The sequence below is a fragment of the Paraburkholderia strydomiana genome (assembly GCF_046030495.1).
GTDB lineage: Bacteria > Pseudomonadota > Gammaproteobacteria > Burkholderiales > Burkholderiaceae > Paraburkholderia > Paraburkholderia strydomiana_A.
The window spans coordinates 51,950-75,514 of record NZ_JAQQCJ010000016.1 but is presented as its reverse complement, the minus strand read 5'-3'; the positions used below and the strand labels follow the sequence as shown (position 1 = coordinate 75,514).

Genomic DNA, 23,565 nt, shown 5'->3' with positions numbered 1-23,565 from the left:
TGGACTACGGCCCCGCAAAAACAATCCCATTCTATGCAAATATCCGAACAGCAGGTCTGAAAAGCGAGCACGACAACAGCGATGCGCGAGGCATGGTGCAGCCTCTTGCCTGCACAGGACACGCTCACGACTCGAAGACTGCACCGTGCACATTGGCTTCATCGGCAATGCAACGGTCGATCATGCGGCACACCGCCTCGACCGTGCCCACCATGATCAGCCGCGACGGCCCGTGATAGACGCGCACCGGCGCGCGCCGTGCGGGTTCCGCCGTATTCAACCCCGAGTTCAACGACACACGGGCAAACGCCGGCAATGACGACGGCAGGCTCGCTCCATCAGCGGGCGCGTCGAACAGCGAGGCGCAGTCCTGAGCCGGTGCTTCGATCAATGAGCAAGGCACCAGATTGCGCAAATGGCGCAAACGACCGAACTGGCGAAAGGGCAACAGGCGGGCAAGGCGTTCCATGAGTCTCTCCAGGCGATGCAGCGTTGAGGCAGCGTTGAGGCAGCGTGGGATTAAGCGAACAGGCGCGGTGGTTTAGAACTCGCCAGGGCGGATCAGCCCCACGGCGATACCCTCCAGCGCGAATTCCGCACTGCCGGTTTCAACGAAGATGTTCTCGTAATCGGGGTTCTCCGCGATCAGCTCGAGGCCGTTAGGCCGGCGCTTCAGACGCTTGACCGTGACGTCGTCGCCAAGCCGGGCGATGATGATCTGACCGTCTTTCGCCTCGCTCTTCTTTTGCACCGCGAGCAGGTCGCCGTCGAAGATGCCCGCGTCGCGCATGGACAACCCGCGCACCTTCAACAAGTAGTCGGGCTTGCTCGAGAACAGCGCCGGGTCGCACGCGAAGTGCTGCGAGATATGTTCCTGCGCGAGGATCGGACTGCCCGCGGCCACCCGGCCGATCAGCGGCAGCGACAGCTGCATGATGCTCGCGTGCGGCAGCGTGAACTGATGCGGTGAATCTTCCGGACCCGCCAGCAGGCGAATACCGCGTGACGCGCCGGCGGCGAGTTCGATCACACCCTTGCGAGCGAGCGCGCGCAGATGTTCTTCTGCCGAATTGGCCGAGCTGAAGCCCAGCTCGGCGGCAATTTCCGCGCGGGTGGGCGGAAAACCGGTGCGTTCGATCGCCCGGCGAATCAGATCGAAAACCTGCTGCTGTCGTGCGGTGAGTTTTGTCATGGCCACTGTATGTATGAACAGGTGACTGTATTTTTATACAGTATTCGGCGCAATTCAAGCTTTACTTTAAGTTCGTGACCCTGGGGGCCGTTACGGCGTCGCTCATCGGCGTCAAAACATCCGTTTTCGTGCCGCAACGCCTTATCCAGCTGTCATTACCACTTTTGCGTATTAAAGAATGAAGAAACATTATTTTTAATGATGAAAGCGCTTCGATAGACTGCCTTCCAGTTGGCGCTCATGTGCACGTGACCGCGACACAGAACAAATCACGCTGGTTTCAGCGCACTACACGCGGAGAAAGTTGACATGAATCATCGACACACGGGGCTGGCTCGCAAAACGAAGCAACTCATCGCGGCGCTCGCGTTCGGCGCGGCCGGCGCGCTCGGCGCGATTGCCTCGGCGCACGCGGCCGACACCACGCTGCTGAACGTCTCCTACGACCCGACGCGCGAGCTGTATCAGGACGTCAACCAGGCGTTCGGCAAGGAATGGAAAGCGAAGACCGGCGAGACGATCACCTTCAAGCAGTCGCACGGCGGCTCCGGCGCACAGGCGCGCTCGGTGCTCGACGGCCTGCAGGCGGACGTCGTCACGCTCGCGCTCGCCTACGACATCGACGCGCTCGCCGGCAAGGGTCTGCTCGACAAGGGCTGGCAAAAGCGCCTGCCGGACAACGCGTCGCCGTACACGTCGACGATCGTGTTTCTCGTGCGCAAGGGCAACCCGAAGCACATCAAGGACTGGGACGATCTGATCAAGCCGGGTGTGTCGATCGTCACGCCGAATCCGAAGACCTCGGGCGGCGCGCGCTGGAACTACCTCGCGGCGTGGGCGTACGCGGAACATCAGCCGGGCGGCAATGCGCAGAAGGCGAAGGAATTCGTCGGCAAGCTGTATAAGAACGCCGGCGTGCTGGACTCGGGCGCGCGTGGCGCAACCACCAGCTTCGTGCAGCGCGGCATCGGCGACGTGCTGATCGCGTGGGAAAACGAAGCGTTCCTGTCGCTCAAGGAGTTCGGTCCGGACAAGTTTGAAATCGTCGTGCCGTCGGTGAGCATTCTGGCCGAGCCGCCGGTCGCGGTGGTGGACAAGGTCGTCGACAAGCGCGGCACGCGCAAGCTGGCCGAGGCGTATCTGAACTTCCTGTACAGCGAGGAAGGCCAGGAGATCGCCGCGCGCAACTTCTACCGTCCGCGTTCGAACAAGGTGCCGGCCGACCTGACCGCGAAGTTTCCGAAGCTGAAGCTGTACACGGTGGACGATTCGTTCGGCGGCTGGGCGAACGCGCAGAAGACGCACTTTGCCGACGGTGGTGTGTTCGACTCGATCTACCAGCCTCAATAACGCTGTCGATGTCCTAACCGGCATCGACACACCGGCGCGGCAACGCGCCACTTCCGAGCGCGCCCAGTGGGCGCGCTTTTGGCCAACCGGAATCCGGATCCGGCGGCCGAAGATCGGTGATCAAACCGCCAGCATCAACCTGAACGAGTATCCAGCATGACGACGTTGACCTTCCGAAAGCCGAGCGCATTGCCCGGCTTTGGCCTGACACTCGGCATCACGGTGGCTTATCTGAGCCTCGTGGTGCTGATTCCGCTTGCGGCGACCTTTCTCAAGACCGCGACGCTCGACTGGGACCAGTTCGTGCGCGCCGTCACGTCGCCGCGGGTGCTCGCGTCGTACCGGCTGACGTTCTTCTCGGCGCTCGGCGGCGCGCTGATCAACGCGGTGTTCGGCTTCCTGGTCGCGTGGGTGCTGGTGCGCTACACGTTCCCGTTCAAGCGCATCGTCGATGCGGTGGTCGATCTGCCGTTTGCGCTGCCCACGTCGGTCGCGGGCATTTCGCTCGCGGCGGTGTACTCGGGCAACGGCTGGATCGGGCAGTTTCTCGAACCGCTCGGCATCAAGATCGCGTTCACGCCGGCGGGCGTGCTGGTCGCGCTGACCTTCATCGGCTTGCCGTTCGTCGTGCGCACGGTGCAGCCGGTGCTCGAAGAGTTCGAGCGCGAACAGGAAGAGGCTGCCGCGTGCCTCGGCGCGACGCGCTGGCTGACGTTTCGCCGGGTCGTGCTGCCGGCGGTGTTCCCGGCGCTGCTGACGGGCTTCGCGCTCGCGTTCGCACGTGCGCTCGGCGAGTACGGCTCGGTGATCTTCATCGCCGGCAACGTGCCGATGAAATCGGAAATCACCTCGCTCCTGATCATCACCAAGCTCGAGCAATACGACTACGCCGGCGCGACCGCGCTGGCGGTGGTGATGCTGGTGGTGTCGTTCCTCATGCTGTTGTTCATCAATACCGTGCAGTGGTACTTGCAGCGCCGCACGAGCCGCGGCAGCGCGGGCCCGGCGCCTGGCACAGCAACGAGTGTGGCGGCGATCGGTGGGGGTGTGCAATGAGCCGCCGTCCCGGGCATGACGTGAACCGCGCGGAGCAGACCGCGACGGCGGCCGTCGCGGCCGTGGCCCCGCGTGCGCCGCTGAACGTCGCGCGCCGGCCCGATCCGGTGACCGAGCGGCCGGTGGTGCGCTGGCTGCTGACCGGCATCGCGCTGCTGTTTCTTGCGCTGTTCCTGGTCGTGCCGCTGGTGGCCGTGTTCTATCAGGCGCTGAATAAGGGCCTGGCTTTCTATTTCGAAGCGCTCGCCGATCCGGATGCGCTCGCGGCCATCAAGCTGACCGTGATTACCGCCGCGATCGCGGTGCCGTTGAATCTCGTGTTCGGTCTGGTCGCCTCGTGGTGTATCGCGAAGTTCGAGTTCCGCGGCAAGGCGCTGCTGACCACGCTGATCGATCTGCCGTTCTCGGTGTCGCCGGTGATTTCGGGTTTGATCTACGTGCTGATGTTCGGCGCGCAGGGCTGGTTCGGTCCGTGGCTACAGGCGCATGACGTGCAGATCATCTTCGCGGTGCCCGGCATCGTGATGGCGACGATCTTCGTCACGTTCCCGTTCGTCGCGCGCGAGCTGATCCCGCTGATGCAGGCGCAAGGCAATGACGAAGAGGAAGCCGCGCACGTGCTGGGCGCCTCGGGCTGGCAGATCTTCCGCCGCGTCACGCTGCCGAACATCAAGTGGGGTCTGCTGTACGGCGTGATTCTGTGCAATGCGCGGGCGATGGGCGAGTTCGGCGCGGTCTCGGTGGTGTCGGGCCATATTCGCGGCCAGACCGACACAATGCCGCTGCACGTCGAGATTCTCTACAACGAATACAACTTCTCGGCGGCGTTCGCCGTGGCGTCGGTGCTGGCCCTGCTCGCACTCGTGACGCTGGGGCTCAAGCTGCTCGCCGAGCGCCATATGTCGGCGGAACTGTCGGCCGCGCGCGATGTGCCCGCCTATGCGGGGCCGCCCACGCAGTCCACCGCCGCGGCATCGGGATCGCACGCCGCGCCGCGTTCCGTTTCGTCTTCTTTCCAGCAGTCCGTCAATACGACGCATGCATCGCAGCAACACCCGCTCAAGCAAGGAGAGCTGTAATGGGTATCACTGTTCGTAACCTGCAAAAGCGCTTCGGCGATTTCGTCGCGCTCGACAACGTCTCGCTCGATTTTCCGCCGGGCGAACTGGTTGCGCTGCTCGGGCCGTCGGGTTGTGGCAAGACCACGTTGCTGCGCGTGATCGCCGGACTCGAATACGCGGACGGCGGCCAGGTCGTGCTGCAAGGGCAGGACGTCGCGACGGTCGGCGCGCGCGAGCGTGAAGTGGGTTTCGTGTTCCAGCATTACGCGCTGTTTCGCCATATGACGGTATTCGAGAACGTGGCGTTCGGCCTGCGCGTGAAGCCGCGCAAGGAGCGGCCGTCGGAAGCGGTGATCCGCGAGAAAGTGCATGAACTGCTGAAGCTCGTGCAGCTCGACTGGCTTGCGCAACGCTATCCGTCGGAACTGTCGGGCGGTCAGCGGCAACGGATCGCATTGGCGCGCGCGCTGGCGGTCGAGCCGAAAGTGCTGCTGCTCGACGAGCCGTTCGGCGCGCTCGACGCGAAGGTGCGCAAGGAGCTGCGTAGCTGGCTGCGGCGCCTGCACGACGATCTGCATATCTCGACGATCTTCGTGACGCACGATCAGGAAGAAGCGCTCGAAGTGGCCGACCGCATCGTCGTGCTCAACCGCGGTCATGTGGAGCAGGTGGGCAGTCCGCAGGACGTGTACGACCATCCGCAGACCTCGTTCGTCTACGAGTTTCTCGGCGCGGCGAACCGTCTGCACGGCAAGGTCGACGCGAGCGGCTTCGTGGTCGACGGCGCCGCGCTGCCGGTCGCGATCACCGCCGGTTTCAGCGGTCCGGCTTTCGCCTACGTGCGGCCGCACGATCTGCAGTTGTATCCGCAGGCAGCGGGTCATCGTGAAGGCATCGTCGTCGACGTGCGGCGCGTGGTGACGCTGGGCGGCTCGGTGCGCGTCGAACTCGCGGGCCGTGAAGGCAATCTGCTCGAAGCCGAACTCGATCGCGAATCGTGGCGTGATCTGCAACTGGCGGTCGGCGACGGGGTGACGGCGGTGCCGCGCGCACTGCGCGTTTTTCCGGCGCAGTGAGGCAGGCGCGCAGCGACAGACCGCGCGCATCACACGGCAACACACCGGGAGACCAAAGCGGATAGCGCTGCGTCGACCGGTGTTTCGATAGAACACGAATAACTCCACTCTGGCTGAACCGGAGACATACAGATGAATTTCCAGCAATTGCGCTTCGTGCGCGAGGCCGTGCGTCAGAACATGAATCTGACGGAAGTGGCGAACGTGCTTTACACGTCGCAGTCGGGCGTATCGAAACAGATCAAGGATCTGGAGGACGAACTCGGCGTCGATATTTTCATCCGGCGCGGCAAGCGCCTGACGGGCCTGACCGAGCCGGGCAAGGCGGTGCATCAGCTGATCGAGCGGATGCTGCTCGATGCGGAGAATCTGCGCCGCGTCGCGCGCCAGTTCGCCGATCAGGACAGCGGCCATCTCGTCGTGGCGACCACGCACACGCAGGCGCGTTACGCTCTGCCCAAGGTGATTCGCCAGTTCACCGAAGTATTTCCGAAGGTGCATCTGGCGCTGCGCCAGGGCAGTCCGCAGCAGATCGCGCAGATGATCATCAACGGCGAAGCGGATATCGGCATTTCGACCGAAGCGCTCGATCGCTTCCCGGATATCGTCACGTTCCCGTGCTATTCGTGGCATCACGTCGTGGTGGTGCCGAAGGATCACCCGTTGGTGGGGCGGCCGAATCTGACGCTCGACGAGATCGCCGAATTCCCGATCGTCACGTACGACCAGGACTTCACGGGCCGCTCGCACATCGACCAGGCGTTCGCGAAAGCGGGGGCGTTGCCCGACGTCGTGCTGACCGCGATCGACGCCGACGTGATCAAGACCTACGTCGAACTCGGCATGGGCATCGGCGTGGTCGCGGCCATGGCCTACGATCCGAAGCGCGACACCGAACTGGTCGCGCTCGATACGCAGCATCTGTTCGAAGCGAGCACGACGCGCGTCGGTCTGCGCAAGGGCGCGTTCCTGCGGGCCTACGCTTACCGGTTGATCGAGATGTTCGCGCCGCAGCTGAACGAAGCGGACATCGCCGCGCAGTTGCGCGAGGCGGTTTGAGGAAGGCGCCGGGCCGTCGAGCTCCGGCGTGGGTATGGCGCGTGACGCGATGCGCGCCTGTCACTCGTAGCGCGGCGCGAACTGCGGGCCCGGCCCGAAACGAACGGGCATCCGCTTAATCCCGCGTGGCGGCGCGCGACGCATCGCTTACAATCGCCGCCATGAATACTTTGACATCCTCTTGCGCGCTGCCGCGCATCGCCGTGCTGGCGACCGGCGGCACGATCGCCGGCGCGGCCGCGGACGCGACCAATACGTCCGGCTACCAGGCGGGCGTCGTCGGCGTCGATCAATTGCTGGCCGTCGTACCCGCCCTGTCGACGGTGGCGCGGATCGCGCCCGAACAGATTGCCAGCGTCGACAGCAAAGACATGGCGATGTCGCTCTGGACCACGCTCGCGCAACGCATCAATACGCTGCTCGCCACCGACGACGTCGATGGTGTAGTGGTCACGCACGGCACCGACACGCTCGAAGAAACCGCGTATCTGCTGCATCTGACCATCAAGTCCGACAAGCCGGTGGTGCTCACCGCGGCGATGCGCCCGGCCTCCGCGCTGTCCGCCGATGGTCCGCTGAATCTGCTGAACGCAGTGACCGTCGCCGCGCATGCAGACTCGCGCGGGCAGGGCGTGCTGGTCGCGTTCAACAACCGCATTCACAGCGCACGCGACGTGGTCAAGACGAGCACGTACGCGGTCGACGCATTCCAGTCGCCGGAGATCGGCGCGCTCGGCTGGGTGCAGGACGGCCGCGTGGAATTCCAGCGCGCCGTGGTGCGCGCGCATACGCTCGCCACCGGGTTCGTGATCGGTTCGAAGTGGCCGCATGTGGAGATCGTCACGAGCTACGCGGGCGTGTCGCGGATCGCCGTCGATGCGCTGGTGGCCGCCGGGGTGCGCGGGATCGTCGTCGCGGGCACGGGCAATGGCTCGATTCACCAGTCGATGCTGCAGGCGCTCGCCGATGCCGTGTCGCAAGGCGTGGCGATCGTGCGCGCGTCGCGCGTGGGTTCGGGGCACGTGATGCACAACGGCGCCGCCGCCGACGATGCGCTCGGTTTCATCAGCGCGGGTTCGCTGAATCCGTACAAGGCGCGGGTGTTGCTGATGCTGGCACTGGCCGCGGGCGGCACGGGGCCGGTCGCATTGCAGAAGGTGTTCGACACGTACTGACGATGCGGAGCTAGCTCTGCTGACCGGCGGCTCGCGCCGGTCCTGCATATCGTGAACGCCCAATGAAAAACGCGGCGCTCGGGTCGATGACCCAAGCGCCGCGTTGTCGTTTTCCGCGTGCGTTTTTTACGCCGATACGGAAGGGCGTGTCACGCCGGCCTTATCACTGCGGCGGAATCACCAGCACCTGACCCGGATAGATCTTGTCCGGGCTCTTCAGCATCGGTGTGTTCGCCTGGAAGATCACATCGTTCTTCGCGCCGCTGCCGTAGTACTTCTCTGCGATCTTCCACAGATTGTCGCCGGACACGACCGTATGGAACTGCGTCGGCGCGGCGGCGGGCCTGGTGACGGTCAGTTGATCGTCGACCTTGTCGACGTTCTGCACGTTGCCCGCGGCGACGAGGATCTTGTCCTTGGTCGGCTGATCCGCCGCTTCACCGGCGACTGTGACGGTATGGTTCGTGCCGTCGTACGTGACCTGAAGATTGGTGGCGTCGAGGCCCTGGCTGCGGATATACGTGGCGATCGCGTCGCCCGCGGTTTTATTCAGGGCGGCCAGATCGGGCGCGGCGGGTGCGGCTTGCGCAGGCGTGGAGGCGGCACCGAACAGCTTTTCGCCGGCTTCCTTGATGAAACTGAGAATACCCATTGATCACTCTCCTGACGTGGTGGCGCAAAAAACAATTTACGCACGGGTTAGGCACTGGTTGAGAAATCAGGCAAACGCTAAGGACGACACGCGCTGCGACAGGCAGGACGCCGTGCCCAGGCGCCATCACCAGAAACAATTCAGGGCGCGTGGTGTCCGTCACGCGTGCAGCCGGACTCAACGAGTGTAGGAGAAAAGCGCGCGATGATGTGTCAAAAAAGGTTCGGGGGAAGACGGGGAGTTGCAAGCAAATGCAAACGGACGTGCAAGCGGGCGCGAGCCGTGATTGCCATTGCCGCGCGTGATTGGCGCAGCGACTCGCGCGTGGCGGAAAAAGCATGATGATGAATCCGACAGCCGGACACCCGACGACGACGTCTGACCGACCAAGGCTTCCCCGGCATCGCCGGGCGCCGCTGCGGACCCCACTTGCCGCTCTCAGCCCAGAGCGGCACGATTTGCCCGCCGCGCCGCGCATGCTGCGCGACGAACGGGCGCCCCACCTGTGATTGCCGTGATCTCGACGATGCGCGGATCATGGCAATCGGTATGACGGTTTGATGGTTTTTTTTTGCGTATGCGCCGCCTGTCACGCTGACGACGCTGGCGGCGTGCCTCCCCGATTGGCCTGCCGCTTCATTGCATGACCGGTTGCACTGCGCTGCTGTGCGTCGGTGCGGCTCTCATGCAGCAGCGGCACATGCAACATAGCCCCTCTGCAAAAGGCGCTGCTCACGCGCCTCCCAGCGAACCGCCTCAAGCCGCCTTGGCTTCGCTGCCCGGCGCCTGTGCGACTTCGTAGTTCGCCATGATTTCCAGCGCGCGCACCATCGCCGAGTGATCCCAGGCCTTGCCGCCGTTCGCTGCGCACACGCTGAACAACTGCTGCGCGCTCGCGGTGTGCGGCAGCGCGATGCCGAGCTTGCGTGCGCCGTCGAGTGCGAGGTTCAGATCCTTCTGATGCAGCTCGATACGGAAACCCGGATCGAACGTGCGTTTGGTCATGCGCTCGCCATGCACTTCCAGAATCCGCGACGACGCGAAGCCGCCCATCAGCGCCTTGCGCACCCGTTCCGGATCGGCGCCCGAACGCGACGCGAACAGCAGCGCTTCGGCCACCGCCTCGATGTTCAGCGCGACGATGATCTGGTTCGCGACCTTGCAGGTCTGACCCGCGCCGTTTTCGCCAATCAGCGAGATGTTCTTGCCCATCAGTTCGAACAGCGGCTTTGCCTGCGCGAAGGCTTTTTCCGGGCCGCCCACCATGATCGTCAGCGTTGCTTCGCGTGCGCCGACTTCGCCGCCCGACACCGGCGCGTCGAGATAGTCGACGCCCAGCGCGTTGATCTTTTTCGCAAAGGCTTGCGTGTCGAGCGGGGAGATCGAACTCATGTCGATCACGAGCTTGCCCTTCGTGAGACCGGCGGCGACGCCGTCGTCGGCGAACAGCACGTTGGCGACGTCAGGCGTGTCCGGCACCATGATGATGACGATGTCGGCGGCCTGCGCGACGGCGGTCGAATCCGCGACCACGCTGGTCGTCCTCGCGAGGTCCTCCGGCACGGGATAGGCGCCGTTCACGAACAGCGAGTGACCGCCCCTGATGAGGTTGCGCGCCATGTGCGCGCCCATGATGCCGAGGCCGATGAAACCGATCTTTGCCATGTGTCTGAATCTCCAGAGTTGTTTGATGTGCTGGCGGCACTTCTTCGGTGCGTGACGCGTGACGCGCCCGATTTGCCGCTCAAGCCGCCACGTGCGCCGCGCCGCGCGTTTGCCCGGCCACGCTCTGCACCCAGCAAAGGCCGGCGGCGGTGGTCGTGCGCGGCTTGTACTCGCAGCCGACGTAGCCGTCATAGCCAATCGAATCGAGCAGCGAGAACAGATAGGGGTAGTTGATTTCGCCGGTGCCCGGTTCATTGCGGCCCGGGTTGTCGGCGAGCTGGATGTGTGCGATCTGCGCCAGGTTCTTCCTGATGGTCGCCGCGAGTTCGCCTTCCATCCGTTGCATGTGATAGATGTCGTATTGCAGGAACAGGTTGTCCGAGCCGACCGCGCGAATCACCTCGAGGCCTTCGCTCGAGCGGTTCAGCGCGAAGCCGGGAATGTCGTATGCATTGCACGGCTCGACCAGCAGTTTGATGCCGGCCTTCTTCAGTTCGCCGGCGGCGAAGCGCAGGTTGTCGACGATCGTCGTGCGCGCCTTGTCCGCATCGACACCCGCCGTCGGAATGCCGACGAGACAATTCAGTTGCGGCACCTTCAGCGCACTCGCGTATTCGATCGCGCGTCCCACGCCTTCCTGAAACTCGGCCACGCGATCCGGCAGACACGCGATGCCGCGTTCGCCCGCTTCCCAGTTGCCAGCCGGCAAATTATGCAGCACCAGCTTCAGGCGGTTCTGCTGCAAGCGCTCGCTCAACTCGGCGATCTGATACGGATACGGAAACAGGAATTCGACGGCGTGAAAGCCTGCGTCCGCCGCCGCCGCGAAGCGGTCGAGGAACGGGACTTCGTTGAACAGCATGGTGAGATTCGCTGCGAATTTCGGCATGGTGCGTGGGTCTCTCTGGTCGGTCAGTGGAATAGGTGTTGAGGCTTCTGGCGAAAGCGACGGGCAGCTCGGCATGGCGACGCTGCCCGTCGCATTTCATCGCTCAATAATGCGCAACCGGCGGCGCTCAGTCGAGCAAGCTGATCGCGGTCGGCGCATCTTCGCGCGTCGCTGCGAGCTCCTCGAACTCGTTGATCGCGTCGATCTCGGTGCCCATCGAGATGTTGGTCACGCGCTCGAGTATCACTTCGACGATCACCGGCACGTTGAACTCCGCGAGCATCGACTGCGCTCTTTGCAACGCGGGCTTCAGCTCTTCCGGCTTGAACACGCGGATCGCCTTGCAGCCCAGGCCTTCGGCCACCGCGACGTGATCCACGCCATAACCGTTGGTCTCCGGCGAATTGATGTTCTCGAAGCCGAGCTGCACGCAGAAGTCCATCTCGAACGCGCGCTGTGCCTGGCGGATCAGGCCGAGGTATGAGTTGTTCACCACCACATGCACGTACGGCAGCTTGAATTGCGCACCGGCCGCGAGTTCCTCGATCATGAACTGGAAGTCGTAGTCGCCCGAAAGCGCGACGATCGGCCGTTGCGGATCGGCTGCGCGCACGCCGAGCGCCGCGGGAATCGTCCAGCCGAGCGGGCCCGCCTGGCCGCAGTTGATCCAGTTGCGCGCCTTGTACACGTGCAGGAACTGCGCGCCGGCGATCTGCGACAAACCGATCGTGCTCACGTAGCACGTGTCGCGGCCGAACACCTGGTTCATCTCTTCATAGACGCGCTGCGGCTTCATCGGCACGTTGTCGAAGTGCGTCTTGCGCAACATCGTGCGCTTGCGCTGCTGGCAATCGGCGACCCATGCGCTGCGGTCTTTGAGCTTGCCCGCGGCCTTCCATTCCCGAGCCACTTCGACGAACAGTTCGAGCGCGGCTTTCGCGTCCGACACGATGCCGAGATCCGGGCCGAACACGCGGCCGATCTGCGTCGGTTCGATGTCCACGTGCACGAATTTGCGGCCCTTCGTGTAGACGTCGATGCTGCCCGTGTGACGGTTCGCCCAGCGGTTGCCGATGCCGAGCACGAAGTCGGATGCGAGCATCGTTGCGTTGCCATAGCGGTGCGAGGTTTGCAGGCCGACCATGCCGGCCATCAGCGGATGGTCGTCGGGAATCGCGCCCCATGACATCAGCGTCGGGATCACCGGTACGCCGAGAGTTTCGGCGAACGTCACCAGCAGATCCTCGGCGGCTGCGTTCAGCACACCGCCACCGGAGACGATCAACGGTTTTTCGGCATCGTTGAGCATGGTCAGCGCGGCTTCGATCTGCTTGCGCGTCGCCTTCGGCTTGTAGACCGGCAGCGGCTCGTACGTGTCGATATCGAATTCGATTTCCGCGAGCTGCACGTCGATCGGCAGGTCGACCAGCACCGGACCCGGACGGCCCGAGCGCATCAGATGGAACGCCTGCTGGAACACGCGCGGCACCAGCGCCGGCTCGCGCACCGTCACGGCCCACTTGGTGACCGGCTTGGCGATCGATTCGATGTCCACGGCCTGGAAGTCTTCCTTGTACAGACGCGCGCGCGGCGCCTGACCCGTGATAGCGAGAATAGGGATCGAGTCGGCCTGCGCGGAGTACAAACCGGTGATCATGTCGGTGCCGGCGGGGCCCGATGTGCCGATACACACGCCGATGTTGCCCGGCTGCGCCCGCGTATAGCCCTCGGCCATGTGCGACGCGCCTTCGACGTGGCGCGCCAGCACGTGGCTGATGTTGCCGGCCTTGCGCATCGCCGAGTAGAACGGGTTGATCGCGGCGCCCGGCACGCCGAACGCGGTGTCGATGCCTTCTTTTTCGAGCACCAGCACGGCTGCGTCGACGGCTCTCATCTTGGCCATGAATGTCTCCTGAATGTCTGGGATTGGGGCGAACTCAAGCGTGTTGAAAGCCACTGTAGGCCTGACCTAAAGGTTTGATAAGATCAGTGCGGGTCGCTTATTCCGAAACAAAAAGTATTGAATAGGCGTGGACCCGGCGGTGACCGGTTCTGCAGAGGAGGAGACAGCGATGGACCGCTTCAAACAGATCGAAACGTTCGTGCGGGTCGCGGACGCGGGCAGCCTCGCGGCCGCCGCGCTGGAGGAGGGCGTGTCGCCGGTGATTCTCGGGCGCCGCATCGACGCGCTCGAAAGGCGCCTCGGCGTGAAGCTGATGTACCGCTCGACGCGGCGGCTGGTGGTCAGCGAAGAGGGCGCCGCGTTTCTGGAACGCTGTCGCGGCCTCTTGACCGAGTGGGACCAGGCGGAAAACGAACTGAGCGCCGGACGCCGCGCGGTGAACGGCCATCTGATCGTGTCGGCGCCGGCCGCGTTCGGGCGCAAGCACGTCGCGCCGCTCGCGCCGGCGTTTCTCGCCGACAAGCCGGAGTTGCAGGTGTCGTTCAATCTGACCGACCGGGTCGTGGATCTGGTGCGCGAGGGCTACGACCTGTCGATCCGCATCGGCGGCACGGTCGATCCGAACTTTGTCGCGGTGAAGCTGGCATCGAACCGGCGTGTGGTGTGCGGCACGCCCGCCTACTTTCGCCGTCACGGCAAGCCGAAATCGCTCGAAGATCTGCCGCACCACAACTGTCTCGCGTTCAACCTGCAAGGCGGGCAGAACCGCGGCTGGTATTTTCGCCGCAACGGCAAGCTGGCGACGGTGCGCGTGGGCGGCACGCTCGACTGCAACGACGGCGAACTGCTGCATCGTTGGGTATCCGAAGGACTTGGGCTCGGCTGGCGCTCCACGTGGGAAATCCAGCAGCAACTCGCGCGCGGCGAACTCGAAACCGTGCTCGACGACTTCGCGCTGCCCGACTACGACATTCTCGCGGTCTACCCGCAGCAGCGCTATGTGCCGGCCAGGGTGCGCTATTTCATCGATTATCTGAAAGAGGTGTACGCGAGCGAGGATTACTGGAACCGGCCGGCTTATTAGCGGGTGATGGCAGGCGGCGCGGGCAATGAGCGGGAGGCGGCGCGGAGCGTGCGCACCGATCTTTTGGCGGATTCGCGGCGGTGGCGGGAATAAACTCGGCGTGTGGCCGGTTATGCGATGAGAGGAACGTGACGACGAGCCGCACAGCCTAGCCGCAATGCCCTGGAGGGCCGAGGTGGTCCAGACCGAAACCGATGCCGACGCCCCCGGGCGCGGCGAAACCGAAGCAGCGAGGAGCCGCCGTTTCCAGCAGCTCGCGCTGCCGCACCTCGACGCCGCGTACAACCTCGCGCGCTGGCTGTGCGGCAACGCCAGCGACGCGGAGGACGTGGTTCAGGAAGCCTTCATGCGTGCGTTCCGCTTTTTCGATACGTTCCGGGGCGATTCCGCGCGGCCGTGGCTGCTGGCGATCGTGCGCCGCACCTGGTACACCGAGTGGCGCCGCCGCGCGTCGCCGCATGAAATGCTCGAATTCGACGACACCATGGACGAGGCCACTTTCGACGGCTGGAGCGCGGGCGGCACCGATCCGCAGGCGCTCCTGATCCGCGACGAGGATGCGAGGCGAGTGCATGAGGCACTGGCGCTGCTGCCGGTCGAGTATCGGGAGGTGCTGATTCTGCGGGAACTCGAAGAGATGGGTTATCGGGAGATTGCGGCGGTGGCCGATGTGCCGATCGGCACGGTCATGTCGCGGCTCGCGCGCGGGCGTCGCAAGCTGGCCGCGCTGCTGGTGGACACGCAGGGCGTGGCGGGCGGTGGCGGGGCGATGGGCGGAGCGTCGGCGGGGGGCACGGCTGGCGCGCATAACGGCGCGCCATCTTCCGGACATTTGCGATCCACCGCATCTGCGCTCTCGCGAGAGGGTTGCGCCGATCCGCGTGAGACCGGTCGCGCGGCAGGCACACGCGCCGTCGAGCCGGGCGACGACAACGACCCTCGCGCCGCGATACCCGTCGCCGGCAAGCCGCCTGGCGCCACGGTTACGCCACTCCGGGCGTCTGCGAACGGCCGGCCCCTCAACCTCCCCGGCGGCAACGCCGCCGGCCCCGCCAGGGAGACGCCGGATGGACTGTAACGAAGCACGGCCGCTCCTCGATGCGAATGCCGATCACGAATTGCCCGCGCCGGATGCACGGCGCGTCCAGCAGCATATCGAGAGCTGCGAGGCCTGCCGGCGTGAAAGCGAACACCTGCGGGCGCTGGGCGGCGCGCTGCGCGCGGCGCCTTATCATCGCGCGCCGCCGTCGCTGCACGCGCGGATCGTCGCCGGGTTGCCGGAAGTGGATGAGGCGGTGGCGTCTGCGGCGTCTGGAGGAGCCGGGGCTGCCGCGACGCCGGGGACGGCCGCGAAGGACGAGAAGCCTCGACGCCAGTCCGTGTGGCCGGAGCGGCTTGGCGGCTGGCTGAAGGGCTGGTTTCAGGGGCCGGGTCAGGGCAAGCGGGATGGCTGGGGCGGCTCGCCCGGCGGCGTCGGACAGCCGCTCGCCACGGGCGGCGCGCAGCGTCTCTTCGCGCCGGGCTGGCTGGCGGCGCTCGCTGTCGCGCTGTGCGCGGTGGCGGCGGTCGTCACGCTGAATGTGCGGCGCCCAGCCGATTTCACGCCGTTCGCCGACGAACTGGTGGAAAGTCACGTGCGGGCGCAGGTCTCGGGACGCGACATCGACGTGATTTCGACGGACCGGCATACGGTCAAGCCATGGTTCAACGGCCGGCTCGACTATTCGCCGCCCGTCGAGGATCTCGCGGCCAGCGGCTTCGCGCTGGAGGGCGGCCGGCTCGACTACATCGCGCATCAGCGGGTGGCCGTGCTGGTGTATCGCTACCGCAAGCACGTGATCGACGTGTATGTGTTCCCGCAGGCGGGCGCGGGGGCAGGCCGTGGCGCGGACGGCGGGGCGCCCGCGGCACTCGGCCACGAAGGCTATTCGATCGCCCACTGGGACGCGGAAGGCATGACCTGGTGGGCGATCACCGACGCCGCGCCGGATGCGTTGAGCGGTCTCGAAGCGGCGCTCAAGGCGCGTTTGCAAGGCGGTAGCGGGCGAACCGAAGGCGGTTGAGGGTGGGGGGAGCGGTGTCGGAGGGCGGTGCAGTGGCTGCGAGGGGCGGGCTGGGCAGGGGCACAGAAAGCCGGCCAGCGGGCCTCTCGGGCTGGCGGACAGCAACCTGACGCCGCCAGGCAGGTTGCAGGTGTCCAAAGGCACTCCGGCCTTCCTCGCACCATCTTCCCGTGCGCCCCTAAACCTTTGAAAACACACCCGATTCGTGCGCCGCACTAATGAGATATCTTGCAACCCGGCCCCATTCGGGTTACACTCTTTGGCTTCTCACTTGCCGCACCGGTTCCGACGCCCGGGTGGCTTTAATCCACAAGGAGTGAATATGCGTCATTACGAAATCGTATTTATCGTGCACCCGGATCAGAGCGAGCAAGTGCCCGCCATGATCGAGCGTTACAAGTCCACGATCACCTCGCACGGTGGCCAGATCCACCGTATCGAAGACTGGGGCCGTCGCCAACTGGCCTACATGATCGAGAAACTCGCGAAGGCTCACTACGTCTGCATGAACATCGAATGCGACCAAACCACGCTCGACGAGCTGGAGCACGCATTCAAGTTCAACGACGCTGTTCTGCGTCACCTGATCGTCAAGATGAAGAAGGCCGAAATCGGCCCGTCGCCGATGATGAAGGAAGTGCAGCGCGAAGAAGCCAAGAAGTCGGCTGCTACGCAACCGTCCGAAGCGCAGGCTTAAGACACACTATTTAAGCTACCAGACCCAAGCGTCGCTTTCGCCAAAGGCTTCATGAACCGGCTGCAACTCACGGCCAGCGTCGTCGAACGCGAACCGGTGCGGTACACCCCCGCCGGCGTTCCGATCGCAGGATGCACGTTGCAGCATCGCACGGAAGTCGTCGAAGCGGGCATTGCCCGCCAGGTCGAACTGACCATGCAGGCAGTCGCCGCAGGCGAAGCGAGCGGCAGGCTGGAAAGCTGTCCGATGGGCGTGGAAACGCTCTTCACAGGCTTTCTGGCGAAAAAGCACCGCAACGCAAGAACTCTGGTATTTCACATCACAGCATTGCAGGACATTGGAAAGGACTGAACATGCCCCGCCCGACTGGTAAGAAATTCGACAAGCGTCGTCAGCAACAAAATCCGCTCTTCAAGCGCAAGAAGTTCTGCCGTTTCACGGCCGCTGGCGTCGATCACATCGACTACAAGGACCTCGAAACGCTGAAGGACTTCATCGGCGAAAACGGCAAGATCACGCCGGCGCGTCTCACGGGTACGAAGTCGCACTATCAACGCCAGCTGGATACGGCAATCAAGCGCGCACGTTTCCTCGCGCTGGTGCCGTACACCGACCAGCACAAGGCCTAACCCGACGACGCGATAAGGAGCATCCGAATGCAAATCATTCTTCTGGAAAAAGTCGTCAATCTGGGCAACCTGGGCGATATCGTGAAGGTCAAGGACGGTTACGCACGTAACTTCCTGATCCCGAACAAGCAAGCTCGCCGTGCAACGAAGGAAGCCCTGGCTGAATTCGAAGTGCGCCGTGCAGAACTCGAAAAGATCGCCGCTGAAAAGCTGGCGGCCGCTTCGGCTCAAGGCGAAAAGCTGGCAGGCTCGACGGTTCAGATCGGCCAGAAGGCTGGCGTCGACGGCCGTCTGTTCGGATCGGTGACGAACGCCGACATCGCTGACGCACTGGTCAAGCAAGGCTTCGCAGTGGAAAAGGCGCAAGTGCGTCTGCCGGAAGGCCCGCTGAAGACGGTCGGCGACCACGCAGTTCAAGTTTCGCTGCACACCGACGTTCTGGTCGATGTGACGGTGGCTGTGATCGGCGAACACGTCTAAGCCGACCGCGTCTAGCCGACCGCGTCTAAGCACCAAATAGCATTTGCCAGGATGTAGCTGGCGAAAGGCAGGGGCCGGGAAACCGGCCCCTGCCTTTTTTGTGGCCGTTTTCATTTTTTGCGCTCGCCCCCGCCGCCCGATTACCCGATAATTCCACTCCATGAACGCACCGTCCAAAGATCCCCAACTCGAGTCGCTGAAAGTCCCGCCGCATTCGATCGAGGCCGAGCAATCGGTGCTGGGCGGCCTGCTGCTCGACAACGCGGCATGGGACCGCATCGCCGACTTCCTGTCGCAGAGCGACTTTTACCGCTACGACCACCGCATCATCTTCGAGCACATCGGCAAGCTGATCGCGGCAACGCGTCCGGCCGACGTGATCACCGTGTACGAGGCGCTTGGCACCTCGGGCAAGGCGGAAGAGGTCGGCGGTCTCGCCTACCTGAACGCACTGGCGCAGAACACACCGAGCGCGGCCAATATTCGGCGCTACGCGGAAATCGTGCGCGATCGCGCGGTATTGCGCCGGCTGGTGTCGGTCGCTGATGAAATCTCGGCCGATGCGTTCAATCCGCAAGGCAAGGAAGTCCGGCAGTTACTGGACGAAGCCGAATCGAAGGTGTTCTCGATCGCCGAAGACGGCGCGCGCGGGACCCAAGGCTTCCTGGAAATCGGGCCGCTGCTGACCCAAGTGGTCGAGCGGATCGACACGCTGTATCACACCGCGAACCCGAGCGACGTGACCGGCACGCCGACCGGCTTCGTCGATCTGGATCGCATGACGTCGGGCATGCACGGCGGCGAGCTGATCATCGTCGCGGGGCGTCCGTCGATGGGTAAAACGGCGTTTTCGATGAACGTCGGCGAATACGTGGCGGTCGAGTATGGTCTGCCGGTCGCCGTGTTCTCGATGGAAATGCCGGGGTCGCAGCTCACGATGCGTATGCTCGGCTCGGTCGGCCGGCTCGATCAGCACCGTATGCGAACCGGCCGTCTGACCGACGAGGATTGGCCAAAGCTCACGCACGCGGTGCAGAAAATGAGCGAAGCGCAGATCTTCATCGACGAAACCGGTGGGTTGAACCCGATGGAATTGCGCTCACGCGCACGCCGGCTGTCGCGCCAGTGCGGCAAGCTGGGTCTGATCATCATCGACTACCTGCAGCTGATGAGCGGGTCGTCGTCCGGCGAAAACCGCGCGACCGAAATTTCCGAAATCTCGCGTTCGCTCAAGAGTCTCGCCAAAGAACTCGACGTACCGGTGATTGCATTGTCGCAGCTCAACCGGGGTCTCGAACAACGCCCGAACAAGCGGCCCATCATGTCGGATCTGCGTGAATCCGGCGCTATCGAACAGGATGCGGACGTGATCCTGTTCATTTACCGCGACGAAGTCTATAACCCGGACAGTCCGGACAAGGGCACGGCCGAAATCATCATCGGTAAACAGCGGAATGGCCCGATCGGACCTGTTCGGCTCACGTTCCACGGCCAATTTACGAAGTTCGACAATTTTGCCGGCGCGCAGAATTTCTACAGCGAGTAAACACACAAATACGCGCCTGTTGTAACGGCGCTTTCAAAAGTGCGACATAAGCCCCGCAACGGTACAATATGGCGGTTTTATGTCAGCCATTATGTGACCAATTTTCGGGATCCCAATGTTCGGTCGATTCATGCCCACCGAGGGCAAAAAATGGGGTTGCAGGCTGTTTCGATCGATGTCAAAAAATCCGGTAAGTGCTTGTAAACGCTGAATTTACTGTCTCTACCTGTTTCAGTACTTTTCTGAGTGTCTTTTCGTACAAAATTCGTACGGCCCAATTTTTCCTATATGATGGCCCGGTCCAAATACCCGGCTAGGGTCATTCATGACGACCAAAATCAAGATCGACAGCAAGACGGCCCGCGACAAACTCGCGCCGCGCCGGGAGCCGTACTTTGTCCGTCTATCGGCTGGCGTCTACTGCGGTTTCCGGAGGCTAGACTCCGGGGCTGGTACGTGGATAGGGCGGCGGCGCAACGATGCCGGAAAGCAGGAATTCAATTCATTCGGTCAGTTCGATACTTTTGATGCCGCCAGTAAGGCGGTAACGGAATGGGCGAACGGACTGAAAAGCGGCGTGCAGCACAAAAGCACGACCGTATCTGACGCCTGTCGTCTGTACGTGGCGAACCGGCGGAGCGAAAAAGGCGCAGCGAACGCGAACGACGCGGAGGGGCGCTTTAAGCGGCTGGTGTACGGCCACCGCATAGGCTCAATCGACCTGTCCAAGCTCCGCACGCTCGACGTTGAGAAGTGGCGCGACGAGCAATCCGCAATGGACGACGAAGCAGCCGACGAGGAAAGCGAGAAGCGCGCAAAGGATTCGGCTAACCGAAACCTTACGGCACTGAAAGCCGCCCTCAACTATGCGAAGAAACACCGGCTAGTCTCTACGGACATAGGCTGGAAGGAAGTAAACAAGCACAAGCAAGTAGGCGCGCGGCGCAACGGCTGGCTCCACGCGGAGGAGCGCAAGCGCCTACTTGATGCCATGCAGAACGATTTGCGAACGCTGTCGCTCGCGCTGCTGCACATTGGCGCACGGCCCGGTGAATTGGCGAACGCCGACGCGGCCGATTTTGACCGGAGTGCGGGAGTACTGAACTTGACCGGCAAGACGGGGCCACGCAAAGTCTATCTATCGTCAGCGGCGCTGGAGTTCTTTGCGGCGTTGACGAAAGACAAAATCGGAAATGCCCCCCTGTTGACGCAAGCTGACGGGCAGCGCTGGACGGCTCCCGCGTGGGGCGTGGCATTCAGAGAGGCGAGAGAGGCCGCTAAGCTCCCCGATGCGGTTCTCTACTGCATGCGCCATACCTACATAAGCGAAGCCATAGCGCGCGGTCTGGACGTCTTTACCGTGGCCAAGCTCACCGGCACTAGCGTTGCGATTATCCAATCGAACTATGGCGCGATTACGGACAACATCACCGAGCGGCTTAACCAGGTATCCGCGTTCCTCTGACGCTCGACGCTTGCTCGACCAAAACAGCCGTCCGCGTGCGGGCTTTTCGTATCTGCACAACGCACTCACCAAGAACAACCATGCTTGGCAAAATCGTAACCTGCTTCCATATCCCGTTTCTAACTTTCTTCTTGCTGCCTTCGCATCCGTCGCGGTCGGCTTTGCCGTTCGTGTGGCTGACGTTCATCGGGTCTGTCGTCATTGCTGTGGCGCTCTGTACGTATTGGCATCGCCGCGAGAAGGAGTCGCGTAGTTCTGATGCACACTAAATATTAGGGTTTGTCATAGGTATTGCGCTGTAACCTTTAACAGTCAGGGTTGTAGAGCGTTGCTGTACATTTTCTACGCTCAAATCGCGTTTCAGAGCGTTGCAGTGTGGCGGTCAAGGCGCTAATATCTTGTACATTGGGAGATTCGTACGGAAGGGCGGGGCCGAAAGGTTGCCGCCCTTCGTCGTTTACGGGCGCAAAACAGAGCACGCAGCACCCACACACAGAACCCGCCTAGTGCGGGTTTTTTTATGCCGTCAAAGCGGTTGCAAGCGCGTCTGGCTAAGCGCGTCGATATGACGAAGTCCGCTTTGCACGATCACTCGGACACTTTTTTATATCCCGCGAAAGCCCGCCAGTAACGGGATGGGGGGAATTTGGCGGTGCTAGGCAGAAGCTAATGCCAGGGTCAAAGCGTCCGACTAGACGAAAATTAGCCCTGTGGTTCGTTTTTCCACCGGCAACAAAGAGCAAAGAGAACCGTTGAGGGACGGTAAATGAAACTATGAGCAGATAAGGACTACTGAAAAGTAGTGAGAAACGATGACGAATACGGCAACGGGTGGATGCAGGGCGGGGCGGGGCGATAGGTTGTTCGCGACGGTGGAGCGGGGCTTGGAAAATATGTTCGAAACGATGGCGCTTTGCGATGCGATCAACGTTCCGGGATACGGCGAGTCTACGAGCCGTTGCACTGTGATTAACAAGGTATCGATGCAAGACCGCGTAATGGACGCGGTACACGTCACTCTAGCTACTCAGGCGGCGCTAAGTGAGGTCCAACACGCATGGGCTGTGAGCGCATACGATGGTGCTGGTAAGGCCCGCGAGCAGGCTACAGACACACTATGCGCGGCATTCGCCAGCTTGCACAAGAATGCGGACCTGTTGCGAGCCGTCATCGTGCGCGAGTTCGATCACGGCGAGACATGGTGTGAAAGCTTCCGCGAGATTGCGAAGCGCACAGGGCTATCGCACGTGACGGTAGGCAAGGTCGGCGAGCGCGTACGCGTTGCCGTTAGCGCGCTGCGTGTCGAAACGTTGGCAAGACTAAAAGACGCTTTCCAGGCTAAAGGCTGGTTGGCATGAAAGTACACGAACCCGCCTAATGCGGGTTTTTCAGTTTACGGGGTAGAGCATGACGAAGAAAACGAATTCGCCGCTAGTGACGCGCGAACCGGTAAAGGTGCGGGCGACTATAGAGCAAATCGCGCGGGACGCGGGGACTAGCACAAAAACCGTTGAGCGCTGCATTGCTAAGGCGGAAAGATCCGGATGGTTGGCCGTTAGCAAGATGATCGGCAAAGAGCGCGAATTTTCGCTGATGATTCCAGAGGGGTTCGCGCATGACTGATGAATGGGTAACACGTTGGGCATACGCCCAAGCGCTCAAACGCTCGCCGTTCAATGCGACGCAGCGGCATATTCTGCGAATCATTTCCGATTTTCAGAATGAGAAATACAAGCGCCTAGGGTTTGCAGGCCGCGAAACAATTGCGGCTGACGCGGGATGCGTTGAAAAGACGGTGGACCGTTGCGCCGCAGAAGCGAAAGAGGCGGGCTGGCTCGACTATTGGCCGAAAAATCCGAACAACCCAAAAAGCACCACAGAATACAGGCTGATGATTCCGAAAGGGGTAAAGGTGCCGGATAAAACCGATGATGATGAAGCGGATAGCGAAATGGGAGAAAGGGACTTTGTGACCCTTAGTAAGGGACATTGTGTCCAAGAGATAGGGACATTGAGTCCAGAGATAGGGTCACAAAGTCCCTCTAATATTGCTAGAAGGGTTGAAAGCAATGTTGTTGGCATTGCAGAAGTCACAACCCATTCATTCGCTATCGCTCATGAATCGTCTACGGTCGGAAAATCCGACGCTCCGACGATGATAGATGGAAGCGATCTAGGAATTAATGTGCGTTGCCTGGATTACTGCCGAACGCACGGCGTATCCGAACCCCGCGACCGATGGGAAGAATTTTGCAACATGGTTCTATTTCAACGCGAAGAACTTTTAGCGGAGCCGTACAGCGTAGCCACCAGCACAGCGTTTAGTAGCTGGCTCAAGGGGCGTAGGGAGTGGGCCAGAAGGTCAAGACCTTGGGTGTACGTGCAAGCGCAGACGCAAACCACAGTAGCGTGAACCGATTGTCCCTGTCGAGCCGCCGTTGATGGTTCGATACCGTCTTTGCGCGGCGTGCTGGGTTTACCTGACGTGCCGCCATAGTCACCGCGTCTCCATCTGGCTACCCG

At 62.6% G+C, this 23,565-nt stretch carries 24 protein-coding genes; 18 read left to right on the top strand and 6 right to left on the bottom strand.

Going from position 1 to position 23,565, the window contains the following annotated elements:
* Nucleotides 1-124: 124 nt before the first annotated feature.
* The gene (locus PQQ53_RS21505; RefSeq protein ID WP_408143125.1) at nt 125-469 is read right to left on the bottom strand and encodes a hypothetical protein; all 345 of its coding nucleotides are present in this window, start codon (nt 467-469) and stop codon (nt 125-127) included.
* 72 nt (nt 470-541) lie between these two features.
* Entirely contained in the window at nt 542-1,192 is a 651-nt protein-coding gene (gene lexA / locus PQQ53_RS21500) for a transcriptional repressor LexA (protein ID WP_408143127.1), read from the bottom strand.
* 309 nt (nt 1,193-1,501) lie between these two features.
* Here lexA and PQQ53_RS21495 point away from each other — a divergent pair, with 309 nt between their 5' ends.
* The 6 genes from PQQ53_RS21495 (at nt 1,502) to PQQ53_RS21470 (ending at nt 7,969) form a co-directional block, all read left to right on the top strand.
* On the top strand, nt 1,502-2,542 hold the full coding sequence (locus PQQ53_RS21495; protein ID WP_408143129.1) for a sulfate ABC transporter substrate-binding protein: 1,041 nt from the start codon (nt 1,502-1,504) through the stop codon (nt 2,540-2,542).
* Between the two features lie 156 nt (nt 2,543-2,698).
* Complete coding sequence (gene cysT, locus PQQ53_RS21490) at nt 2,699-3,598, top strand: sulfate ABC transporter permease subunit CysT (protein ID WP_408143131.1); 900 nt, start codon at nt 2,699-2,701, stop codon at nt 3,596-3,598.
* A complete protein-coding gene (gene cysW / locus PQQ53_RS21485; RefSeq protein ID WP_408143133.1) occupies nt 3,595-4,677 on the top strand; it encodes a sulfate ABC transporter permease subunit CysW in 1,083 nt (360 codons plus the stop codon). The genes cysT and cysW overlap by 4 nt, the downstream gene beginning before the upstream one ends.
* Nucleotides 4,677-5,735, top strand: a complete 1,059-nt coding sequence (locus PQQ53_RS21480) for a sulfate/molybdate ABC transporter ATP-binding protein (protein WP_168663257.1) — start codon at nt 4,677-4,679, stop codon at nt 5,733-5,735. The genes cysW and PQQ53_RS21480 overlap by 1 nt, the downstream gene beginning before the upstream one ends.
* A 132-nt stretch (nt 5,736-5,867) precedes the next feature.
* Nucleotides 5,868-6,794 carry a CysB family HTH-type transcriptional regulator gene (locus PQQ53_RS21475; protein WP_042323869.1) on the top strand — a complete coding sequence of 309 codons (927 nt, stop codon included), beginning with the start codon at nt 5,868-5,870 and terminating at the stop codon, nt 6,792-6,794.
* 161 nt (nt 6,795-6,955) lie between these two features.
* Nucleotides 6,956-7,969: an asparaginase gene (locus tag PQQ53_RS21470; protein ID WP_408143136.1), complete on the top strand. Its 1,014-nt coding sequence runs from the start codon at nt 6,956-6,958 to the stop codon at nt 7,967-7,969.
* Between the two features lie 163 nt (nt 7,970-8,132).
* Here the strand turns inward: PQQ53_RS21470 and lysM are convergent, their stop codons facing one another.
* The 4 genes from lysM to gcl form a co-directional block, all read right to left on the bottom strand.
* Nucleotides 8,133-8,621, bottom strand: coding sequence for a peptidoglycan-binding protein LysM (gene lysM / locus PQQ53_RS21465; protein ID WP_408326027.1), 489 nt, complete (start codon nt 8,619-8,621; stop codon nt 8,133-8,135).
* 756 nt (nt 8,622-9,377) lie between these two features.
* Nucleotides 9,378-10,478 (bottom strand): 2-hydroxy-3-oxopropionate reductase, encoded by a 1,101-nt coding sequence (locus PQQ53_RS21460; RefSeq protein WP_494478689.1) that lies wholly within the window; start codon nt 10,476-10,478, stop codon nt 9,378-9,380.
* Complete coding sequence (hyi, locus tag PQQ53_RS21455) at nt 10,366-11,175, bottom strand: hydroxypyruvate isomerase (RefSeq protein ID WP_408143140.1); 810 nt, start codon at nt 11,173-11,175, stop codon at nt 10,366-10,368. Before hyi ends, PQQ53_RS21460 begins: the two co-directional genes overlap by 113 nt.
* 127 nt (nt 11,176-11,302) lie before the next feature.
* Nucleotides 11,303-13,078, bottom strand: a complete 1,776-nt coding sequence (gcl, locus tag PQQ53_RS21450; RefSeq protein WP_408152542.1) for a glyoxylate carboligase — start codon at nt 13,076-13,078, stop codon at nt 11,303-11,305.
* 169 nt (nt 13,079-13,247) lie between these two features.
* Here gcl and PQQ53_RS21445 point away from each other — a divergent pair, with 169 nt between their 5' ends.
* The 12 genes from PQQ53_RS21445 to PQQ53_RS21390 all read left to right on the top strand — a co-directional run bounded on the left by PQQ53_RS21445 (nt 13,248) and on the right by PQQ53_RS21390 (nt 23,455).
* Entirely contained in the window at nt 13,248-14,162 is a 915-nt protein-coding gene (locus PQQ53_RS21445) for a LysR family transcriptional regulator (RefSeq protein WP_408326022.1), read from the top strand.
* A 175-nt stretch (nt 14,163-14,337) separates the two neighbouring features.
* Entirely contained in the window at nt 14,338-15,240 is a 903-nt protein-coding gene (locus tag PQQ53_RS21440; protein WP_408326019.1) for an RNA polymerase sigma factor, read from the top strand.
* Nucleotides 15,230-16,225 carry an anti-sigma factor family protein gene (locus PQQ53_RS21435; RefSeq protein ID WP_408326016.1) on the top strand — a complete coding sequence of 332 codons (996 nt, stop codon included), beginning with the start codon at nt 15,230-15,232 and terminating at the stop codon, nt 16,223-16,225. Before PQQ53_RS21440 ends, PQQ53_RS21435 begins: the two co-directional genes overlap by 11 nt.
* A gap of 322 nt (nt 16,226-16,547) precedes the next feature.
* Complete coding sequence (rpsF, locus tag PQQ53_RS21430) at nt 16,548-16,922, top strand: 30S ribosomal protein S6 (protein WP_408326013.1); 375 nt, start codon at nt 16,548-16,550, stop codon at nt 16,920-16,922.
* A 51-nt stretch (nt 16,923-16,973) separates the two neighbouring features.
* Complete coding sequence (priB, locus tag PQQ53_RS21425; RefSeq protein ID WP_121318445.1) at nt 16,974-17,273, top strand: primosomal replication protein N; 300 nt, start codon at nt 16,974-16,976, stop codon at nt 17,271-17,273.
* Between the two features lie 2 nt (nt 17,274-17,275).
* On the top strand, nt 17,276-17,551 hold the full coding sequence (gene rpsR / locus PQQ53_RS21420; RefSeq protein ID WP_007182109.1) for a 30S ribosomal protein S18: 276 nt from the start codon (nt 17,276-17,278) through the stop codon (nt 17,549-17,551).
* A gap of 27 nt (nt 17,552-17,578) precedes the next feature.
* A complete protein-coding gene (gene rplI / locus PQQ53_RS21415) occupies nt 17,579-18,031 on the top strand; it encodes a 50S ribosomal protein L9 (RefSeq protein ID WP_168665203.1) in 453 nt (150 codons plus the stop codon).
* 160 nt (nt 18,032-18,191) lie between these two features.
* The gene (locus tag PQQ53_RS21410) at nt 18,192-19,577 is read left to right on the top strand and encodes a replicative DNA helicase (protein WP_408143149.1); all 1,386 of its coding nucleotides are present in this window, start codon (nt 18,192-18,194) and stop codon (nt 19,575-19,577) included.
* Nucleotides 19,578-19,902: 325 nt separating this feature from the next.
* Nucleotides 19,903-21,042, top strand: coding sequence for a tyrosine-type recombinase/integrase (locus PQQ53_RS21405; RefSeq protein ID WP_408326010.1), 1,140 nt, complete (start codon nt 19,903-19,905; stop codon nt 21,040-21,042).
* Nucleotides 21,043-21,926: 884 nt separating this feature from the next.
* Complete coding sequence (locus PQQ53_RS21400) at nt 21,927-22,400, top strand: hypothetical protein (RefSeq protein WP_408326007.1); 474 nt, start codon at nt 21,927-21,929, stop codon at nt 22,398-22,400.
* 49 nt (nt 22,401-22,449) lie between these two features.
* Nucleotides 22,450-22,665, top strand: a complete 216-nt coding sequence (locus PQQ53_RS21395; protein ID WP_408326006.1) for a hypothetical protein — start codon at nt 22,450-22,452, stop codon at nt 22,663-22,665.
* Complete coding sequence (locus PQQ53_RS21390) at nt 22,658-23,455, top strand: hypothetical protein (protein WP_408326004.1); 798 nt, start codon at nt 22,658-22,660, stop codon at nt 23,453-23,455. Before PQQ53_RS21395 ends, PQQ53_RS21390 begins: the two co-directional genes overlap by 8 nt.
* The last annotated feature ends 110 nt before the right edge of the window (nt 23,456-23,565 follow it).